Source organism: Listeria sp. LM90SB2 (assembly GCF_028867355.1).
In the GTDB taxonomy this organism is placed as follows: domain Bacteria; phylum Bacillota; class Bacilli; order Lactobacillales; family Listeriaceae; genus Listeria; species Listeria monocytogenes_B.
Genome location: NZ_CP046449.1, coordinates 2,446,565 through 2,463,703 on the forward strand (window position 1 = coordinate 2,446,565; position 17,139 = coordinate 2,463,703).

20 protein-coding genes are annotated in these 17,139 nt (G+C 39.6%); 6 read left to right on the forward strand and 14 right to left on the reverse strand.

The window, feature by feature from the left end:
• Positions 1-33: 33 nt before the first annotated feature.
• Complete coding sequence (locus tag GL301_RS12085) at positions 34-663, forward strand: SDR family oxidoreductase (protein WP_003725586.1); 630 nt, start codon at positions 34-36, stop codon at positions 661-663.
• A gap of 45 nt (positions 664-708) precedes the next feature.
• On the opposite strand, the gene GL301_RS12090 is transcribed toward GL301_RS12085, so the two are convergent.
• From GL301_RS12090 to GL301_RS12100, 3 genes are all read right to left on the reverse strand, one after another.
• Positions 709-942, reverse strand: a complete 234-nt coding sequence (locus GL301_RS12090) for a YuzB family protein (protein ID WP_003725587.1) — start codon at positions 940-942, stop codon at positions 709-711.
• A gap of 21 nt (positions 943-963) precedes the next feature.
• Complete coding sequence (locus tag GL301_RS12095) at positions 964-1,290, reverse strand: YuzD family protein (RefSeq protein ID WP_003728403.1); 327 nt, start codon at positions 1,288-1,290, stop codon at positions 964-966.
• Between the two features lie 240 nt (positions 1,291-1,530).
• Positions 1,531-1,713, reverse strand: coding sequence for a hypothetical protein (locus tag GL301_RS12100; RefSeq protein ID WP_031285223.1), 183 nt, complete (start codon positions 1,711-1,713; stop codon positions 1,531-1,533).
• 500 nt (positions 1,714-2,213) lie between these two features.
• On the opposite strand from GL301_RS12100, the gene GL301_RS12110 reads away from it, so the two are divergent.
• From GL301_RS12110 to GL301_RS12120, 3 genes are all read left to right on the forward strand, one after another.
• Positions 2,214-4,601 carry a MucBP domain-containing protein gene (locus GL301_RS12110; protein WP_010959042.1) on the forward strand — a complete coding sequence of 796 codons (2,388 nt, stop codon included), beginning with the start codon at positions 2,214-2,216 and terminating at the stop codon, positions 4,599-4,601.
• Positions 4,602-4,773: 172 nt separating this feature from the next.
• Positions 4,774-5,010 (forward strand): NifU family protein, encoded by a 237-nt coding sequence (locus GL301_RS12115; RefSeq protein WP_003725591.1) that lies wholly within the window; start codon positions 4,774-4,776, stop codon positions 5,008-5,010.
• Positions 5,011-5,122: 112 nt separating this feature from the next.
• Positions 5,123-5,623 (forward strand): phosphatidylglycerophosphatase A family protein, encoded by a 501-nt coding sequence (locus tag GL301_RS12120; protein WP_003725592.1) that lies wholly within the window; start codon positions 5,123-5,125, stop codon positions 5,621-5,623.
• Between the two features lie 24 nt (positions 5,624-5,647).
• On the opposite strand, the gene GL301_RS12125 is transcribed toward GL301_RS12120, so the two are convergent.
• From GL301_RS12125 to GL301_RS12145, 5 genes are read right to left on the reverse strand one after another with little or no spacing between them, the layout of a single operon-like run.
• Positions 5,648-6,958, reverse strand: a complete 1,311-nt coding sequence (locus GL301_RS12125; protein ID WP_003725593.1) for a hemolysin family protein — start codon at positions 6,956-6,958, stop codon at positions 5,648-5,650.
• Between the two features lie 35 nt (positions 6,959-6,993).
• Positions 6,994-7,437, reverse strand: a complete 444-nt coding sequence (locus GL301_RS12130) for a GNAT family N-acetyltransferase (protein ID WP_003727949.1) — start codon at positions 7,435-7,437, stop codon at positions 6,994-6,996.
• 48 nt (positions 7,438-7,485) lie between these two features.
• Positions 7,486-8,253, reverse strand: a complete 768-nt coding sequence (locus GL301_RS12135; protein ID WP_003725595.1) for a TIGR01457 family HAD-type hydrolase — start codon at positions 8,251-8,253, stop codon at positions 7,486-7,488.
• 19 nt (positions 8,254-8,272) lie between these two features.
• Positions 8,273-8,548, reverse strand: coding sequence for a YutD family protein (locus GL301_RS12140; RefSeq protein ID WP_003722426.1), 276 nt, complete (start codon positions 8,546-8,548; stop codon positions 8,273-8,275).
• The gene (locus GL301_RS12145) at positions 8,545-9,933 is read right to left on the reverse strand and encodes a bifunctional metallophosphatase/5'-nucleotidase (protein ID WP_010959043.1); all 1,389 of its coding nucleotides are present in this window, start codon (positions 9,931-9,933) and stop codon (positions 8,545-8,547) included. The genes GL301_RS12140 and GL301_RS12145 overlap by 4 nt, the downstream gene beginning before the upstream one ends.
• Positions 9,934-10,068: 135 nt before the next feature.
• Here GL301_RS12145 and GL301_RS12150 point away from each other — a divergent pair, with 135 nt between their 5' ends.
• Positions 10,069-10,908 (forward strand): sulfite exporter TauE/SafE family protein, encoded by an 840-nt coding sequence (locus GL301_RS12150; RefSeq protein WP_003727947.1) that lies wholly within the window; start codon positions 10,069-10,071, stop codon positions 10,906-10,908.
• Positions 10,909-11,274 (forward strand): DUF1634 domain-containing protein, encoded by a 366-nt coding sequence (locus GL301_RS12155; protein ID WP_003722429.1) that lies wholly within the window; start codon positions 10,909-10,911, stop codon positions 11,272-11,274. It abuts the gene before it with no gap.
• Positions 11,275-11,306: 32 nt separating this feature from the next.
• Here GL301_RS12155 and GL301_RS12160 read toward each other — a convergent pair whose 3' ends face one another.
• The 6 genes from GL301_RS12160 to sufD form a co-directional block, all read right to left on the reverse strand.
• The gene (locus GL301_RS12160; protein WP_010959045.1) at positions 11,307-12,149 is read right to left on the reverse strand and encodes a DUF72 domain-containing protein; all 843 of its coding nucleotides are present in this window, start codon (positions 12,147-12,149) and stop codon (positions 11,307-11,309) included.
• A gap of 141 nt (positions 12,150-12,290) precedes the next feature.
• Positions 12,291-12,605, reverse strand: a complete 315-nt coding sequence (locus GL301_RS12165; RefSeq protein ID WP_003725599.1) for a DUF5713 family protein — start codon at positions 12,603-12,605, stop codon at positions 12,291-12,293.
• Between the two features lie 134 nt (positions 12,606-12,739).
• On the reverse strand, positions 12,740-14,134 hold the full coding sequence (sufB, locus tag GL301_RS12170) for a Fe-S cluster assembly protein SufB (RefSeq protein WP_003722438.1): 1,395 nt from the start codon (positions 14,132-14,134) through the stop codon (positions 12,740-12,742).
• 22 nt (positions 14,135-14,156) lie between these two features.
• A complete protein-coding gene (gene sufU, locus GL301_RS12175; protein ID WP_003722439.1) occupies positions 14,157-14,600 on the reverse strand; it encodes a Fe-S cluster assembly sulfur transfer protein SufU in 444 nt (147 codons plus the stop codon).
• The gene (locus tag GL301_RS12180; protein ID WP_010959046.1) at positions 14,597-15,823 is read right to left on the reverse strand and encodes a cysteine desulfurase; all 1,227 of its coding nucleotides are present in this window, start codon (positions 15,821-15,823) and stop codon (positions 14,597-14,599) included. The genes sufU and GL301_RS12180 overlap by 4 nt, the downstream gene beginning before the upstream one ends.
• Positions 15,824-17,125: a Fe-S cluster assembly protein SufD gene (gene sufD, locus GL301_RS12185; protein WP_009928064.1), complete on the reverse strand. Its 1,302-nt coding sequence runs from the start codon at positions 17,123-17,125 to the stop codon at positions 15,824-15,826.
• Positions 17,126-17,139 lie beyond the last annotated feature (14 nt).

Here is a 17,139-nt window from a genome sequence, read left to right on the forward strand (position 1 = left end):
TCTTTGTAGATATTTTTTAGGAGGAGATTAGCAATGAATGTACTCGTAATTGGCGCAAATGGCAAAATCGGCCGTCTTTTAGTAGAAAAACTCGCCATGGAAAAAGGCTTTTTCGTTCGAGCAATGGTTCGAAAAGCCGAACAAGTAAGCGAACTTGAAAAACTTGGCGCTAAACCGATTATCGCCGATTTAAAAAAAGATTTCCACTATGCCTATGATGAAATTGAAGCTGTTATTTTCACAGCAGGATCCGGTGGTCATACGCCCGCTTCCGAAACTATCAACATTGACCAAAACGGCGCCATCAAAGCCATCGAAACTGCTAAAGAAAAAGGTGTACGTCGGTTCATCATTGTTAGCTCTTATGGCGCCGACAATCCAGAAAACGGTCCCGAATCCCTCATCCATTATTTAAAAGCCAAACAAGCAGCCGATGAAGAACTAAAAAGAAGCGGTCTCGACTACACCATCGTCCGCCCAGTTGGCCTTTCAGATGATCCAGCTACTGGCAAAATCGCTGAAGTTTCCGAAAAACCTACAACGACTATCCCGCGCGCTGATGTTGCAGATTTTATTAGTGAAGCTTTATCCGAAAAATCTAGTTTCTATAAAACCTATACCATCGAAAGTGGCGACACACCCATTAAACATTTTTTTGATTAATAAAAAGCGATGAGCCAAATTACGCGCTCATCGCTTTTTTCTATATTAAAACGGATTCTCTTCCAAAAATGTATATATATTCGCAACCAATTCTTCTGCTGTTTCTCCGCGGACCACTTCCCCGTCCACTAAAGCAAACAAACTCGTCGCGCATAAATCACAATATGTCAGACAATCATATTCAATCACGTCTAAACTATCATCCGCATCTAATTTCGCAAAAGCTGCATCTGCGCCGCTCGCCAAATTATTCACGCAAAATTCCACAATCGGATTCATTTCCACTTGCCTCCTAGACTGTTACATCGTTGCCAAGTAACCACGGTCGGTCATTACTTGATAAATATCTTTCAACCGAGGATTGCCTTCCGCGATAATTTCATCATCAACCACAATGACTGGGTACATATAATCTTCCTCGACAATTTTATTCGCCATATCCGCTAAAGCCTTCTCATTCGGCGGATTAAAAATATCCACATACTCCACCACAAACGGCTGCCCTGAAAACTTCCGACCAATTGCAGCTCGAAGCCATTCCTCTGTTTCCTTCGAGGATGGCGCTCCGACACAACTCGCACAAATAGTCGTTGAACCATAAACATATAATTTCGCTTCATTTACCATCACGCTTCACCTCACTATTATTGTACAAAAACCCACCAAAAAAAGCGACTAAGCTGTTTCACGAAGCATAACTATTAAATTTTATGAATTTTTATAAAGATATGAATTGACACGAATTTACAGATATATTATAATATTTCCAATACATTGCTAATCTTTAAAGCAGTAGTGTATTAATATGATAAATTATCTCTAGGTTGTACCCGTGATTTCACGGTCAACATATAAGTAACACTCCCTTTAACAATTGGGCGCGCAACCCAATTGTCTTTCAACCTTACCAGTTGAAAGAGCACGTTCCTTTCTGAGCCTTAGGAACGTGTTTTTGTTTGGCCCGTTCGAAGCAAAGCGAGTTACGGGCCAAATATGCATGCGAGTGAAACGAGCATGTAATCCTTCCTGTAAAGTGCGTCCACCACACAACCTTTCACCCAGCATCAAAATCCTTCCACCATCTATCGAAAACCCACACTCCCATTCACCCGTTCGAAGCAAAGCGAGTTACGGGCCAAATATGCATGCGAGCATGTAATTCTTCCCGAAAAATATATCCTCCAAACAAATACTTTTCAATACTTTCAGAATAATATAAAATCATTGCCCGATTTATATGTTATATATATCCATCTACATACTTTTAACGTCTGTCTATTGAAGAAAAACCTAGCTCCATCAACACATTCCCATCGTAAAACAGTACTAAAAACAATTATGTCGAAACCTTGAACCTCACTCTATTTTAAGTAAATCCCATCAAAAAAACCATGCTTAATAAAGATTCCTCATGATATTATAACCTTGCTTAGAAATGTATTCGGTTGGAAATACTACTTTAATCAATTAATTTTGTTGTTGAAATAGTTAATTTTAACGAATAAATAATTACGAATACATTTCAAAAAAACAAGGAGGAAATTAAACATATGCAAAAAGCAATCAAAATAATGTTAGTTTTATTTTTAATGACAACCGTATTTTTACCTTTTAGTAATGTTCGGGCAGCATCAACTGATGTAGTAAATATACCAGATCCGTATTTAAACGAAGGTCTTAAGAGCATCGTAGGAAATCCATTCTTAACCGAATTGACTGAAGCGAATCTTGAAACCATTAGTGTCGCTGATATCTCTTATATGAATGGAGTACCTGGTTATGCTGTCACTGGTTTAATTAGTGATTTAACCGGACTTGAAAAAGCAGTTAATATGACCAAATTATATTTTTCAAACCAAACAGAAATTAAAAATTTAAATCAAATAAAAGATTTACCTAATCTGAAGAAAATTGTTGGTGTTACTACAGGTTTAAATGATATTAAAGCCCTTGGTGAAATGCCCGCACTCGAAGAACTAGAATTAGGTGGGGATTATATTACTGATTTCACTCCCTTACTTGAAAAAGATAATTTAAAATCATTTTCTTATAACTCGTATGCTTGGTTAAATCCAGCATATCACCAAATTGATAATGAAGAATTTAAAAAATTTACAAACCTTAAATCACTCGAAAGTTTAGATGTAACTTGGAATAACATTACCGACTTATCATCATTAACTGCAAATGATCATATTACAAACTTAAATCTAAGTTACAATAAGTTCACTAATATAGCTCCAATTGCTACAATGAAAGAACTTAAAGTCCTTTATTTAAACAATAACAACCTAACTTCCATTGATTCTTTAAATACACTAAGAGGATTAACTATAGCCTATGCTGATAATAATAACATTACTGATTTGAGTAATTTAAAAGACTTTTTTGAAGGCATGGATGTCGTTGGAGATTATAAAGGTTTACAAGTTAACAACCAAACTATCACACTTCCAACTATTAATATCAAAGAAGGTGGAACAGCTATTTCAAATAACCCTACTTTAGATATTGATGGCGAAAAAATGCCTGTTTCTAGCATTTCTGATGGCGGAACAGTATCTACCGATAATAAAACCGTTTCTTTTACTAACTTACCAGTTGGAAATAAAACTGTTACTTATAAAGCAACATTCACAGCTACCTCCACTAAAGGAGTACCACTTAGTTATTCTATTAAAGTATCGCAACCAATTAATGTATCTGCACAATCCGATTCAACAGTAAACGTATTTTACAAAGATGAAAATGGCGATGAATTAGCTCCAAGTGAAACAATTTCTGGTAAATCCGGAGAAAATTATCAAACAATAGAAAAAACAATTACTAACTACACATTAAAAGAAATTGAAGGCCAGCCTTCAGGACAATTTGGCGATAGTGATGCAATAGTCACTTACGTTTACGAAAAAGCAGACGGCGCTCCTGTTACCGTGAAATATGTCGACGCGGATGGCAACGAATTAGCTACTTCCGACACACTGAACGGCAAAATTGATGCTCCTTATCAAACTACCGCTAAAAGTCTTTCTGGTTGGGCAGTCAAAACGACTCCAACCAACGCAACAGGCGTATTCACAAACGCTAACCAAACGGTCACTTATGTGTACGAAAAAGCGGACGGCGCTCCTGTTACCGTGAAATATGTCGACGTGGATGGCAACGAATTAGCTACTTCCGACACACTGAACGGCAAAATTGATGCTCCTTATCAAACTACCGCTAAAAGTCTTTCTGGTTGGACGGTCAAAACGACTCCAACCAACGCAACGGGCGTATTCACAAACGCTAACCAAACGGTCACTTATGTGTATGAAAAAGCGGACGGCGCTCCCGTTACCGTGAAATATGTCGACGCGGATGGTAACGAATTAGCTACTTCCGACACACTGAACGGCAAAATTGATGCTCCTTATCAATCTACAGCCAAAAGCATCACTGGTTGGACGGTCAAAACGACTCCTGCCAATGCAACGGGCGTATTCACAAACGCTAACCAAACGGTCACTTATGTGTACGAAAAAGCGGACGGCGCTCCTGTTACCGTGAAATACGTCGACGCGGACGGCAACGAATTAGCTACTCCAGATACATTGAACGGTAAGCTAGATACATCTTACGCGGCAACAGCTAAAAACTTGAGTGGTTGGAAGCTAACAGCCACACCAGCCAACGCTAATGGCGTATTTACAACTGATGCTCAAACAGTCACCTTTGTATATGCTAAACAAGAAGACAATCCTAAAAAAGAGGATAAAAACAAAACACCTATTAAAATCAGCGAAAACAAACCAACAGCAAGCAAAGTAACTAGAATCAAAAAACAAACAAAATTACCGAAAACTGGTGATAATCAACAAGATAGTATATTGTTTGGATTAATTGGTACATGTTTCGTTCTCTTAGGAATTTACTCTATCTCTAAGAAAAACAGCTAAAATAAATAGCTAAAACTCTCTTATCAATTGGATAAGAGAGTTTTTGTTTGGTAATTATTTCATATTGCACTACTTCCAACCTCAGAAAACCCAATTTAATTTCTTTAAATTTCCCCATATCCTGTTATAATAGAAAATATAACAATGCCTCACGAAAGGAGAACTATATCCTATGGAAGAAATTAGCTACGCCGAAGTTGATAAAGCTTTAAAAAAGTTCCGTCCGTTTTTAGTTCGTGATGGCGGGGACTATGAACTTATCGAAGTCACACAAGACGGTGTCGTAAAAATTAAACTACTTGGTGCATGCGAGACTTGCCCCAGTTCTGATATGACTTTAAAAATGGGTATCGAATTAACTTTAGCAGAAAAAATTATCGGCTTTAAAGAAGTTGTTCAGGTTTTTTAAACAAATATTTTAGCGACCAAACAATCGGTCGCTATTTTTGTATAAAAAGGTTTAGAAATCCTGTAAACGTCTATCATACAATATACATACAGTTAGAAGGAGGTAAGAAAAAATGGTAGAAAAACAAAGTGCCTTAGAATCAAAAGCACGCAGTTGGCTCATCGAACGGGGCGTAGAAATTGATGATATCGCAGAACTTGTATTATTTTTACAGCAAAAATATCACCCTGGATTGGAATTAGATATTTGCCGTCAAAATGTGGAGCATGTTCTTCGCAAGCGTGAAGTTCAAAATGCAGTTTTAACAGGCATACAGCTTGATGTGATGGCTGAAAAAGGAGAACTCGTCCAACCACTACAAAATATCATTAGCGCTGATGAGGGGCTGTACGGCGTCGACGAGATACTTGCGCTCTCCATCGTCAATGTGTACGGATCTATTGGATTTACCAATTACGGTTATATCGATAAAGTAAAACCAGGTATTCTTGCAAAATTAAATGAACACGATGGTATCGCCGTTCACACATTTCTCGATGATATTGTTGGCGCTATCGCTGCGGCCGCTGCAAGTCGGCTTGCGCATAGTTATCACGACGACATCGTTAATTAAACAAAAACCAGTAAAACAAGAGGCTTATTCCTCCAATTTTACTGGTTTTTCTTTCCCTAATTTTACTTCTACTTGCCGAATCGAGTTTTTATTCATTGAACGAACGATAAAGCGGTATCCCTCATGTTCAATCTCATCACCAGCTTCTAAGTCAAAACGTTCGAGCAACATCCATCCCGATAACGTATGAACACCCGGCCCTTCAATTGGGACCCCCAGTGCTTCCTCGACTTCAAGAAGCGGCTCAGATCCTTCAATAATATAATGATTCAAAGCTACTTTTCGAATCCCTTTCGGACCTTTTGCTTCTTCCATATCACCAACAATTACTTCCATGACATCTTCTAGCGTCACAATCCCCGAAGTCCCGCCGTATTCATCCGTGAGAACGACAAACGGCTCACTTTCTTGCTGCATTTTCACAAGTAACTCTTCCAAAATCATGCCTTCAAACACTTCTAAAACAGGTGTAATAAATGGTTGAATAGATTGCGTCACAATCGTTTCATCTTTTCCAAGTCCAGCCATAACCGCACTGACTCGTAGCATTCCGATAATATGATCTTTATCTTCATCTTCCGTAACTGGAAAAATATGATATGTATGTTCAGAAGTTAATTTCAGTAAATCTCTTACGGTCGCCGTTTGGTCAATCGCAATCATTGACATTCGCGGTATCATTACTTCTTTCGCTGGCACGTCCCCGAGTTTGAAAATATTTTTCATATAACGAAACTCTTGTGGATTCAAAAGTCCTTGCCTATAGCTATCTTCAAAAATAATCTTCAGTTCGGTCGGTGTCATTTGGTCCGCATCAACTGTTTGTTTTACCCCAAACATCCGCGTGATTAAATTCGCCGAGTTATTTAAAAGCCAATTGAGTGGAAAAGTCAGGCGATACCAATACACAAGCGGGCGCGCGATAAACAGAGCTACTTTTTCTGTGCTTTGAATTGTAAATGTTTTCGGAGCAAGTTCCCCGAGTACCACATTTAAGAATGTAATTAAAATAAACGAAACAAAAATCGAAATCGGCTTTTCAACGGATTCTGGTACAGGTAACATTAAAAATAACGGCTCCAACCAGCCACGCATTGTTGCTTCACCAACCCACCCCATAGCAAGTGCGGCAAGTGTATTACCTAACTGACAGGCAGCCAAATAATCATTCATATTCGAAGTAACTTTTTTTACATATTTCGCTCGCGGGTCCTCTGAGGCTACTAGTTGCAGGACAGTAGGTTTCCGGATTGCGACAATGGCAAATTCACTTGCCACGAAAAAGGCAGTCGCTGCAATTAAAAATATCACAAAGAAATCATTAAAAATGTCCATTTAGCATCCTCCTTATCCCCATTCTATACCCGATTTTAACGTTTGAACCACAAGTCGGCCACTGCCTCGCCGTCGATGATCTCCCCCGTTTTTTCAAATCCATATTTTGCATAAAATTTCTCTGCTACCGTATTATCTGGTTCGTAAGATAGACGCAGACGTGCTGGTTTTTCTGGTAGATTTTTCACTATCTCGATAATTTGTTCTAGCGCATCTCCGCCGTAGCCCTTACCTTGATGCTCTTTCCCAGTCATAAATCGTACCAACCAAAACTCACCATCATCTGTATCCATTCCATACATTGCGTAGCCAACCGGCATATTATCCGCGTATATTACAAGCGAATGATACGTTTCTTCAAAACTTGCTTCGATAATGGAATACCAGTTTTCTGCGACAAATGTTTTTTGGTGTGGATGCACTTCTAATTTTGCTGTTTCGTGAAAATTGTCTTTCGTTAACTTTTGAATTGAGACCATTTTCTAACCTCCTATTTATTAAAAAAAGAGCAGAAAAATTCCGCTCTTCTAGTTAAATTTCCAATCAGTTAGTTTGGTTACAGCGTATGTAGGTTGGATTTCTTTCGTTAATAATGCTTCTTTTGATGTAAAGCCAGTGTGTACGATTAACGTATCCATGCCATAATTGATGCCCGCCATAATATCGGTTTCGTAGTTGTCACCCACCATGATTGCCTCGTCTTTATGGACACCGAGTTTTGCGAGTGCTTGCTCCATAATAATGGATTCAGGCTTCCCAATAAAAACTGGCGCTGTTTCTGTGGCTACGGAAACGACAGATGTGATGGAACCATTTCCCGGAAGCAAACCACGCTCTGTCGGAATTGCCGCATCGCCATTCGTCGAAATAAACATCGCTCCACCGCGAACCGCAAGCGCTGCTTTTGAAAATTTCTCATAATTGACTTCCCGGTCAAGCCCAACGACAACAAAAGCTGGATTACTAGAAGTTATTTCAAATCCATTATCTGTTAGTTCTTGTTTTATTCCACGTTCACCGATAACATAAACCGATTTTTCGCGTTTTTGTTCTATCATAAATTGCACGGTTGCTTGTGACGTCGTGAAAACATCCTCACTTACAGCTTGAATCCCCATGTCAGTTAAATGTTCTGCTACTTGCCCAGGTGTTTTTGTTGAATTGTTTGTTACAAATAAATACGGAATTCCCGCACGTTTTAAGTTTTCGATAAAAATGATCGCCTCAGGAATAACTTCTGCCCCGCGATACATCGTGCCATCTAAATCAATTAAATACGCTTTATAATTCTTCAATTCCTAATTACCTCTTTTACTATTTTACTTTTTTAATAACAAAATACGCACAACCAAAATTGCAGTATTCGTAAATATATTCTTTTAACGTGCTAATTTTGTTGTCGTATGCGGCTTTGCGGTTATCGTCTTCAAAAAAGCCTTTGAGACGGAGTTGATCGTAACCCCAGTCGCCTACTATATAATCATATCGCCCAAGAATATCGCTAAACCGTTCATTTAACTTCTCCTCGTCAAAAGCGTCGCGATAATTGGTGATAATCTCGTAGTTTAAATCTTGAATCGTAATCGTCACTTGTCTTCCTCCTGTCCGTACATTTTTTTAAGTTTCCATTTTAAAATATCTCGGAGTAACTCCGGTGTATATACTTCTTTTCGTTTAATTTGCTTTACTATCGGGAAAAATGGTGCGAACACAAACGTATCATGCGTCGCAATCCGGTATTCCCGCGTTTTATCAATCGGTTTATTATCAAAAAGTGCCACTTGATTTTCCGCATCAAAACCAGCTCTGTCCATCAAAACGGTGCCAAAATACTCGCCTCGGAAACCAAAACCTCGAAGCGGAATATCTTGCAGTTCAGCTTTCTTTCGGTAGATTCCGTCAATAAGTATTTCAAGCTCCTCACCAGACATCGTTAAAGCAATCGCGTTGAGCGGATGAGGTAACATTTGGTGGATATCAAATTCCGTCACAATCCCTGCTTCAAAGTCTGTCATAAAAATGCCTGCGTTCATCACAAATGTTTCTGCCCCAGTCCATTCACAAACCGCTTCATTCAAAATGTGCGCAATTTCCGAGTCATCAAACCAATTATGCGCTAACTTTCTGGGAATCGCAACTACTTTTTCAGAGAGTTCCTCCCGTCCTTTATCGAAGAAAGCTTGAATTTCTGCCGTTTCATTTGGTGGGATTGGAAGTTTTTCGGTTGCGAAAGTTACTGCTTTTTTAGAGATAATCTGATTATTTTCATCTAGCTCGATAGTAACTTTCCCTAAATGCTCGCCCCATCTTCCGGCAGCAGCCAGTAATGCATTTCCTTCTATTTTTCCATTTTCAAGTAAATGATGGGTATGCCCACCTAATATAATATCAATTTCTGGTAATTCTAAAGCAATTCTTTCATCTGTCGGCAAGCCAAGGTGACTCAGTAAAATAACTACATCTGTATTCGCGTCTAAGCCAGCAATTTGCTTTTTAATCGCGCTAATTGGTTCTTCTACTCCCCAGCCCATTGCCTCGTAATATTCCCGAAACGGCGCCGTTGCACCGATAATAGCAATTTTCACTTGTTCTACTTCTTTATAAACAATCGATTTCACCCAGTCCGACTGCTTTGTACACTCTTTATTCGCATAAAAATTACAGCAAACTACTGGGAAGGCCGCATGTTCATATAATTTATCCAAGTCTTCATGGGCCAAAGTCGTTCCTTCATTATTACCAAAAGTCACCGCATCATACGGCAGTTGGTTAAGTAAGTCCGTATTCGCAAGCCCGTTCGTTCCTTCAGTAAGCGGATGGACCCGGTCCAAAAAATCACCAATATCAAAAAAGAGCGCCGACTGATTTTCTTTATCTGCAGCAGTTCTTTTCTCTTTTAAGAAATTAAAAATGCGTGGCCAATGTTCCAAGTGACTATGAACATCATTTGTATGCCATAAAGTTAAATGTTTCATCTATCCATCTCACTCCCTACTTATAACTATTGTAGCGTAAAACAGCTTTTTTTACACGCACTAGGACTGGATGAATTGTTCCCTTTTCATTTTATGTTATGATAGGATATATTGTTTTAAAGGGAAGTGATTTTTTTGGATATTACGCAAACAGTCGAAATTCTTCTAATCTCTGTTTTTGCAGGGGTAGTAGGCTCTTTGCTCGGGCTTGGTGGCGGAATTATCGTGACACCTGCCTTGACTCTTATTTTCGGGATTGATATTCAGTATGCGATTGGTGCGAGTATTATTTCCGTCATCGCAACAAGTAGTGGTTCTGCCATCGCTTATATCAAAGACGGCATCACCAATCTTCGTGTCGGGATGTTTCTCGAAATTGCCACAACAATTGGTGCAATCACTGGGGCTTTCGTCAGCGGACTGCTCTCGGCCACGGCACTCTACATCATCTTCGGACTTTTACTTCTTTATTCTGCTTTCAACATGATTAAAAAGGTCGGTACAGAATTTCCTACCAATGTGAAACCAGACCCACTCGCAACCAAACTAAACTTACATGATTCTTATTACGATAAATCTTTACGGCAAACAGTTGACTATCAAGTGGCAAATGTTCCTGCTGGTTTTGGTGTGATGTACGGCGCCGGAATCGCTAGTGGCTTACTTGGAATCGGTAGTGGCGCATTTAAAGTCATGGCACTTGATGTCTTTATGAAAATGCCACTAAAAGTAAGTAGCGCAACGAGTAATTTAATGATGGGCGTAACCGCGGCTGCCAGTGCAACCGTGTACCTTTTCCAAGGCGACATCCAGCCCGCTATTGCAGCTCCAGTTGCGATTGGCGTACTTGTCGGTGCAACACTTGGAACGCGCATTATGCAACGTTTAAAAAGCAAAGTTATTCGGATTATTTTTATTCCCGTCATTTTATATGTTGCCTTCCAAATGATTTTAGAAGGATTGGGGTGGATTTAAATGGCAGAGAAAAAAGAAGAAATGTACCGCGTGGAGCTAATTGTTAGCGCACTGCTACGAATCGGTGTTGTCCTCAGTGCGATTATTATTGTTTTCGGTCTTGTTATGCTATTTATCACCGGCGAAAGTGGCTATCCTGGGGAAACTTATCCAACCTCGCTTACGGCGATTTTCAGCGGGCTAGGGACGCTTAAACCATACGCGATTATGATGTTTGGCCTCTTTTGCTTAATTTTAACGCCCGTCCTTCGTGTCGTTGTATCGTTATTTACTTTTTTGAAAGAAAAAGATTATTTGTACGTTGGGATAACTGGGATTGTATTAATTATTTTAGTTATTAGCTTTTTAATTGGTATAAAAGCATAAAAAAGATGGCGCTAGCGATGCGCCATCTTTTTTTATTCTGAAAACAAATCCATTTGCATCGGAGCCAAGCCTTGAAACTCAACTTGTAACGCCTTTTGTAAATGTTTCGCATTATCAGCCGCATCCCCGCCGCTGTTATTATTAAAAATCACGACAACTTCTTTGGACAATTTTTGTAAATGTTCCACATATTTTGCCCATTCGTTAATTTCTTCCTCATTATAACGGTAAAGTGTCCGAACTTCGCGCCATTCTGGACTGCTTGCTTTCATCCAACCATACTGATTCCGGCCGTGAAGCCGCACTAATGTCATATCGCTATTCGTCTCACGCAGCACAATCGGCACGCTCCCAGAACCAACTTGCGGTTCATCAACGACTGTATGAATAAAACCTAATTCTCGCAGCAACTCCAGTGTTTTCTCGGTGTTTTGCTCGTTATACCAAGAATTATGGCGAAATTCAATCGCCACCGGTAAATCACCCATTTTCGAAGCAATATATTTTAAATAAATCACATTTTCTTTCGTACAATTAAAATACGGCGGAAATTGAAATAAAATTGCCTGTAGTTTCCCCGTTTCACTTATCGGTGCAATCATATCCATATAAGCCGTGTACATCGCATTTTCACTATCAAAATACTGCGACCATTCCTTATGTTTCGTCATCGCCGAAAATGCTTTAATCACAAAACGAAATTCATCCGGAGTTTGTGCCGCCCAGTTTGCCGTTGTTCGTGGAGAAGGAATCGCATAAAAACTCGTATCAACCTCCACCACAGGAAAATGTGCCGCATAATCAGCCAATGTTAATTTTTTTGATTGTAATAAAGAATCATGATCACTCCACCCAGTTAACCCGATTGTTACCATCAACTGCCACCCTCTCTATCGTTATGATTTATGTTTATTATAACGCAAAAAGGAGGGAGAAGCCTTTAATTTGGTCCTCGTTTTTACTTCGAAACAAAACAAAAACTTCAACTGTCTAGCAGTTGAAGTCTTTATCATATATTACCACTCGCGCTCTCTAAGTAATTCTTCAATATCGATATCTATCTTATAATGAGCTAAAATCGGGATGATTGTTTCAGCAATGGAATCCCTTGCTCCTGTTTCTAATTCGCTCTCATTTTCATAAAACTCATCTTGCAATGCATTAATTGCTAATGTCATTTCATCAAATTTAGCTTGAATCGCTTCTGTATCATGATTCCCTTGTTCTAAAAATTGAACCGTATCGAAAATACATTGCTTAATTTTATCTACTAGAAACGGTGGAAAGAATGGATCTTGATACATTCCCTCTAAATATTTAATTTCTGTCATAATTATCAGTCCTTTGCTAAATTGTTGGAACCAATATATCACTTCATTTATAAAAATACAAGCCAGATTTATTCCCTGCTATTTTTGGATTTCATCAAAAAAAGACGAACTAAAAAGTTCGTCTTTTGCTTTATTTAACCAATCGAGCCTTCCATTTCAAACTTAATCAAACGGTTCATCTCAACGGCATATTCCATTGGTAATTCTTTCGTAAATGGTTCAATGAAGCCCATAACGATCATTTCTGTCGCTTCTTCTTCGCTTAAACCACGGCTCATTAGATAGAAAAGTTGTTCCTCGGATACTTTGGAAACTTTGGCTTCGTGTTCTAATGAGATGTTGCTGTTTAGGATTTCGTTGTACGGGATTGTGTCCGATGTGGACAGGTTATCCATAATCAGCGTATCACATTCGATATTCGAACGTGCGCCGTCTGCATTACGACCAAAATGAACAATTCCGCGATACGTTACGTTTCCGCCTTGTTTCGAGATCGACTTCGACACAATCGTAGAGGACGTATTCGGCGCATAGTGCATCATTTTTGCTCCAGCGTCTTGACGTTGGCCTTTACCAGCAATCGCGATAGAAAGGGTCGTTCCGCGTGCTCCTTCGCCTCGTAAATGTACAGCTGGGTATTTCATTGTTAATTTCGAACCAATGTTGCCATCAATCCATTCCATTGTCGCATTTTCTTCACAGAAAGTACGTTTCGTTACTAGGTTGTAAACGTTATTTGCCCAGTTTTGGATGGTTGTGTAACGACAGTAAGCGCCTGGTTTTACAATGATTTCCACGACAGCAGAGTGAAGGGAATTCGTAGTATAAACGGGAGCAGTACAGCCTTCCACGTAGTTCACGCTGGCATTTTCGTCCACAATAATTAGTGTCCGCTCAAATTGACCCATGTTTTCCGAGTTAATGCGGAAATAGGCTTGAAGTGGCGTATCTACTTTGATACCTGGTGGTACGTAGATGAATGAACCACCTGACCAAACAGCCGAGTTTAGCGCAGCGAATTTGTTGTCGCTTGGTGGAATTACTTTTGCGAAATATTCTTTGAAAATATCTTCGTTTTCTTTTAACGCGGAATCTGTATCTTTGAAGACAATCCCTAAATCTTCTAGGTCTTGCTTCATATTGTGATAAACTACTTCGGATTCATACTGTGCAGATGCCCCAGCCAAATATTTTTGTTCGGCTTCAGGAATACCTAATTTATCAAAAGTACGTTTAATTTCTTCAGGAACTTCATCCCAAGAGCGCACTGTTTGTTCAGACGGTTTCACGTAGTAAGTGATGTCTTCAAACTTCAGTTCTGACAAGTCGCCACCCCAAGTCGGCATTGGCATTTTATAAAATTGCTCCAAAGACTTCAAACGGAATTCAAGCATCCATTCTGGTTCTTCTTTAATATTCGAAATTTCCCTTACTACTTTTTCTGTTAATCCGCGTTCTGTACGGAACACAGAGGTATCTTTGTCATGGAATCCATATTGGTATTCGCCAATTTCTGGAATTTCAGTCATGTCGTATCCTCCTTTTCGCTACTTATTTTGTTCCTTCTTTTTCAAAAATCGCTCTCTCCATTGCTTTCCAAGAAAGGGTTGCACATTTGATTCTTGCTGGGAATTTCGCAACTCCGGCAAGTGCCTCAACGTCGCCGTATTCATCAATCGTTTCATGGTCATGACCTTGCACCATTTCTGAAAATTCACGTGACATTTTTAGTGCCTCTTTCTCGGTTTTCCCAATAATGCTTTGCGTCATCATCGAAGCAGAGGCCATCGAAATCGAACAGCCGCTACCAGTGAATTTTGCCGCAACGATTTTATCACCATCCATTTTTAAATGAAGATGAATTTGATCACCGCATGTTGGGTTGTTGAGGTCGATTGTTACATCGCTATCTGGGAGCTCTCCATTATTGCGCGGATTTTTATAGTGATCCATAATGACTTGTCTATAAAGCTGATCTAATTTCCGGCTTGTCATAATCCAAAATACTCCTTTGTTAACTTGAGGCCATCTATAAGCGCATCAATTTCTTCTTTTGTATTATAAATATAAAAGCTTGCGCGAGCTGTGGAAGAAACGTCAAGCCACTTCATCAACGGTTGCGCACAGTGGTGACCAGCTCGAATCGCAATTCCGTCTTCGTCCAAAATAGTCGCAATATCGTGTGGGTGTGCGCCTTCTAAATTGAAAGTCACTAAGCCACATCGTTTACTCGCGTCTTTTGGTCCATAAATGGTAATGCCTTCGATTTTGCTCATTTCTTCTATCGCGTAGCTGGCTAATGCTTGTTCATGTGCGTGAATATTTGCGAGTCCGACTTCTGCCAAGTAATCAATCGCCGCACCTAGCGCAATCGCTCCGCCAATAATCGGTGTTCCGGCTTCAAATTTCCACGGCAGTTCTTTCCAAGTCGAATCGTATAATTCAACAAAATCAATCATTTCTCCGCCAAATTCGGTAGGTTCCATCGCATCAAGCAATTCACGTTTGCCATACAAGGCGCCAATGCCAGTAGGAGCCATCATTTTGTGCCCTGAAAAAGCATAAAAGTCAGCATCTAAATCAACTACATCAACTTCCATGTGAGGCACCGCTTGCGCACCGTCAACGAGAATGACTGCTCCAAATTGATGAGCAATTGCTGCGATTTCTTTCATTGGCGTGATAGTCCCGAGTACATTAGAAACATGAGCTAATGCAACGATTTTCGTTTTTTCACCAATCGTTTTTTTCGCTTGTTCCACAGAAATCGTGCCATCTTCTTCTAGTTCGATATATTTCAAAACCGCGCCCTTGCGTTTAGCTAGTTGTTGCCACGGAATCAAATTGGAATGATGCTCTAGATAAGAAATAACTATCTCATCGCCCGCTTCAATATTTGCTTCCGCGTAACTATCTACAACTAAATTAATCGCTGAAGTAGTACCTCTTGTGAAAATAATTTCTGCTACTTCACGCGCATGAATAAACTTGGCTACTTTACCTCGAGCTGCTTCATAAGCATCCGTCGCTCTTGCTGCAAGTGTATGCACACCGCGGTGAACGTTCGCATTATCAAACTCATAGTAATGTGTTAAAGCTTCAATAACTTGTTTCGGCTTTTGTGAAGTGGCAGCATTATCTAAATAAGCTAGCGGTTTTTCATTTATTTCTTGAGCTAAAATTGGAAAATCCGCCCGAATTTTTTGGATATCAATCATTTAGCGCACTTTCCCTTCGATTACTTCACGAAGCATCGTTTTCACACTTTCGATTGGTAACTGACGAACAACAGGGTCTAAGAAGCCATGAATAACTAATCTTTCTGCTTCTTTTTGAGAAATCCCGCGACTCATCAAATAGAATAATTGTAGTGGATCAACGCGTCCAACAGAAGCCGCATGCCCTGCTACTACGTCATTTTCATCAATTAATAAAATTGGGTTCGCATCACCGCGTGCTTCAGGACTAAGCATCAGTACACGTGATTCTTGTTGTGCATCTGACTTAGAAGCGCCATGTTTAATGTGACCAATTCCGTTAAAAATAGTTGTCGCTCTTTCTTTCATAACACCATGGGATAAAATCGTACCATTAGAAGCTTTACCGTAATGCGTCACGCGCGTTGTCACGTTTTGCGTTTGCTTACCGCGTCCAACAGTCACCGTTTTCACATCAGCAGAAGAGCCGTCTCCCATTAGGTTTGTTACGTTCTCGTTGATAGTATCGCCATCATTCATCAGGCCAAGCGCCCATTCAATTTGGCTATCTGTTCCAATGTGTCCACGACGGTTCACATATGTCGTAACATCACTTGCAAGATTGTCTACACCGCCAAAAGTAATGCGCGCATTTTTCTCAGCGATTACTTCTTCCACAATGCTAACAATCCCTTTAGGTGCGTTATCTACCGTTACGTAGTTTTCCACATAAGTGACTGAGCTATTATCATCCGCCACAAGCAACACATGGTTAACAAGTGGAGATTCCGCTTTATCTTGTACGAAAACAGCTTGAATTGGTGCTTTCACTTCGACATTTTTAGGAACATAAAGGAAAATCCCACCGTTCACAAGCGCCGCATGAAAAGCAGTCAGTTTGTGTTCATTCACTTGAACTGCATCTTTCATGAAATATTTCTTCACAAGTTCAGGATGGTTTTTCACAGCCGAAATAATATCTGTGAAAATAACGCCTTGGTCAACTAGTTCTTGTTGCAACTGAAGTCTCGCAGGTCTTTCATCCATTTGAACGTAAAAATTGGCTTCTTTATTATCTAAATCAACTAAATTCGCTACTTTTTCCGGTAGAGTTTCATTCGTTACGCCTTCTTTAAAAGGTATAAACGTCTCAAACTTTGTGAAATTCCAGCGAGTAATTTTTGTTTTATCCACAAAAGGCAAGTCCAGTTCCCCGTAGGCTTTAAAAGCATTGCGACGGATATCTAAAAACCAATCCGGTTCATTCGCATTACTTGAAAAAGCGTGGATAAAATCATCTTTAATCGTCATATTTTCTGCCATGATTTTAACCTCAC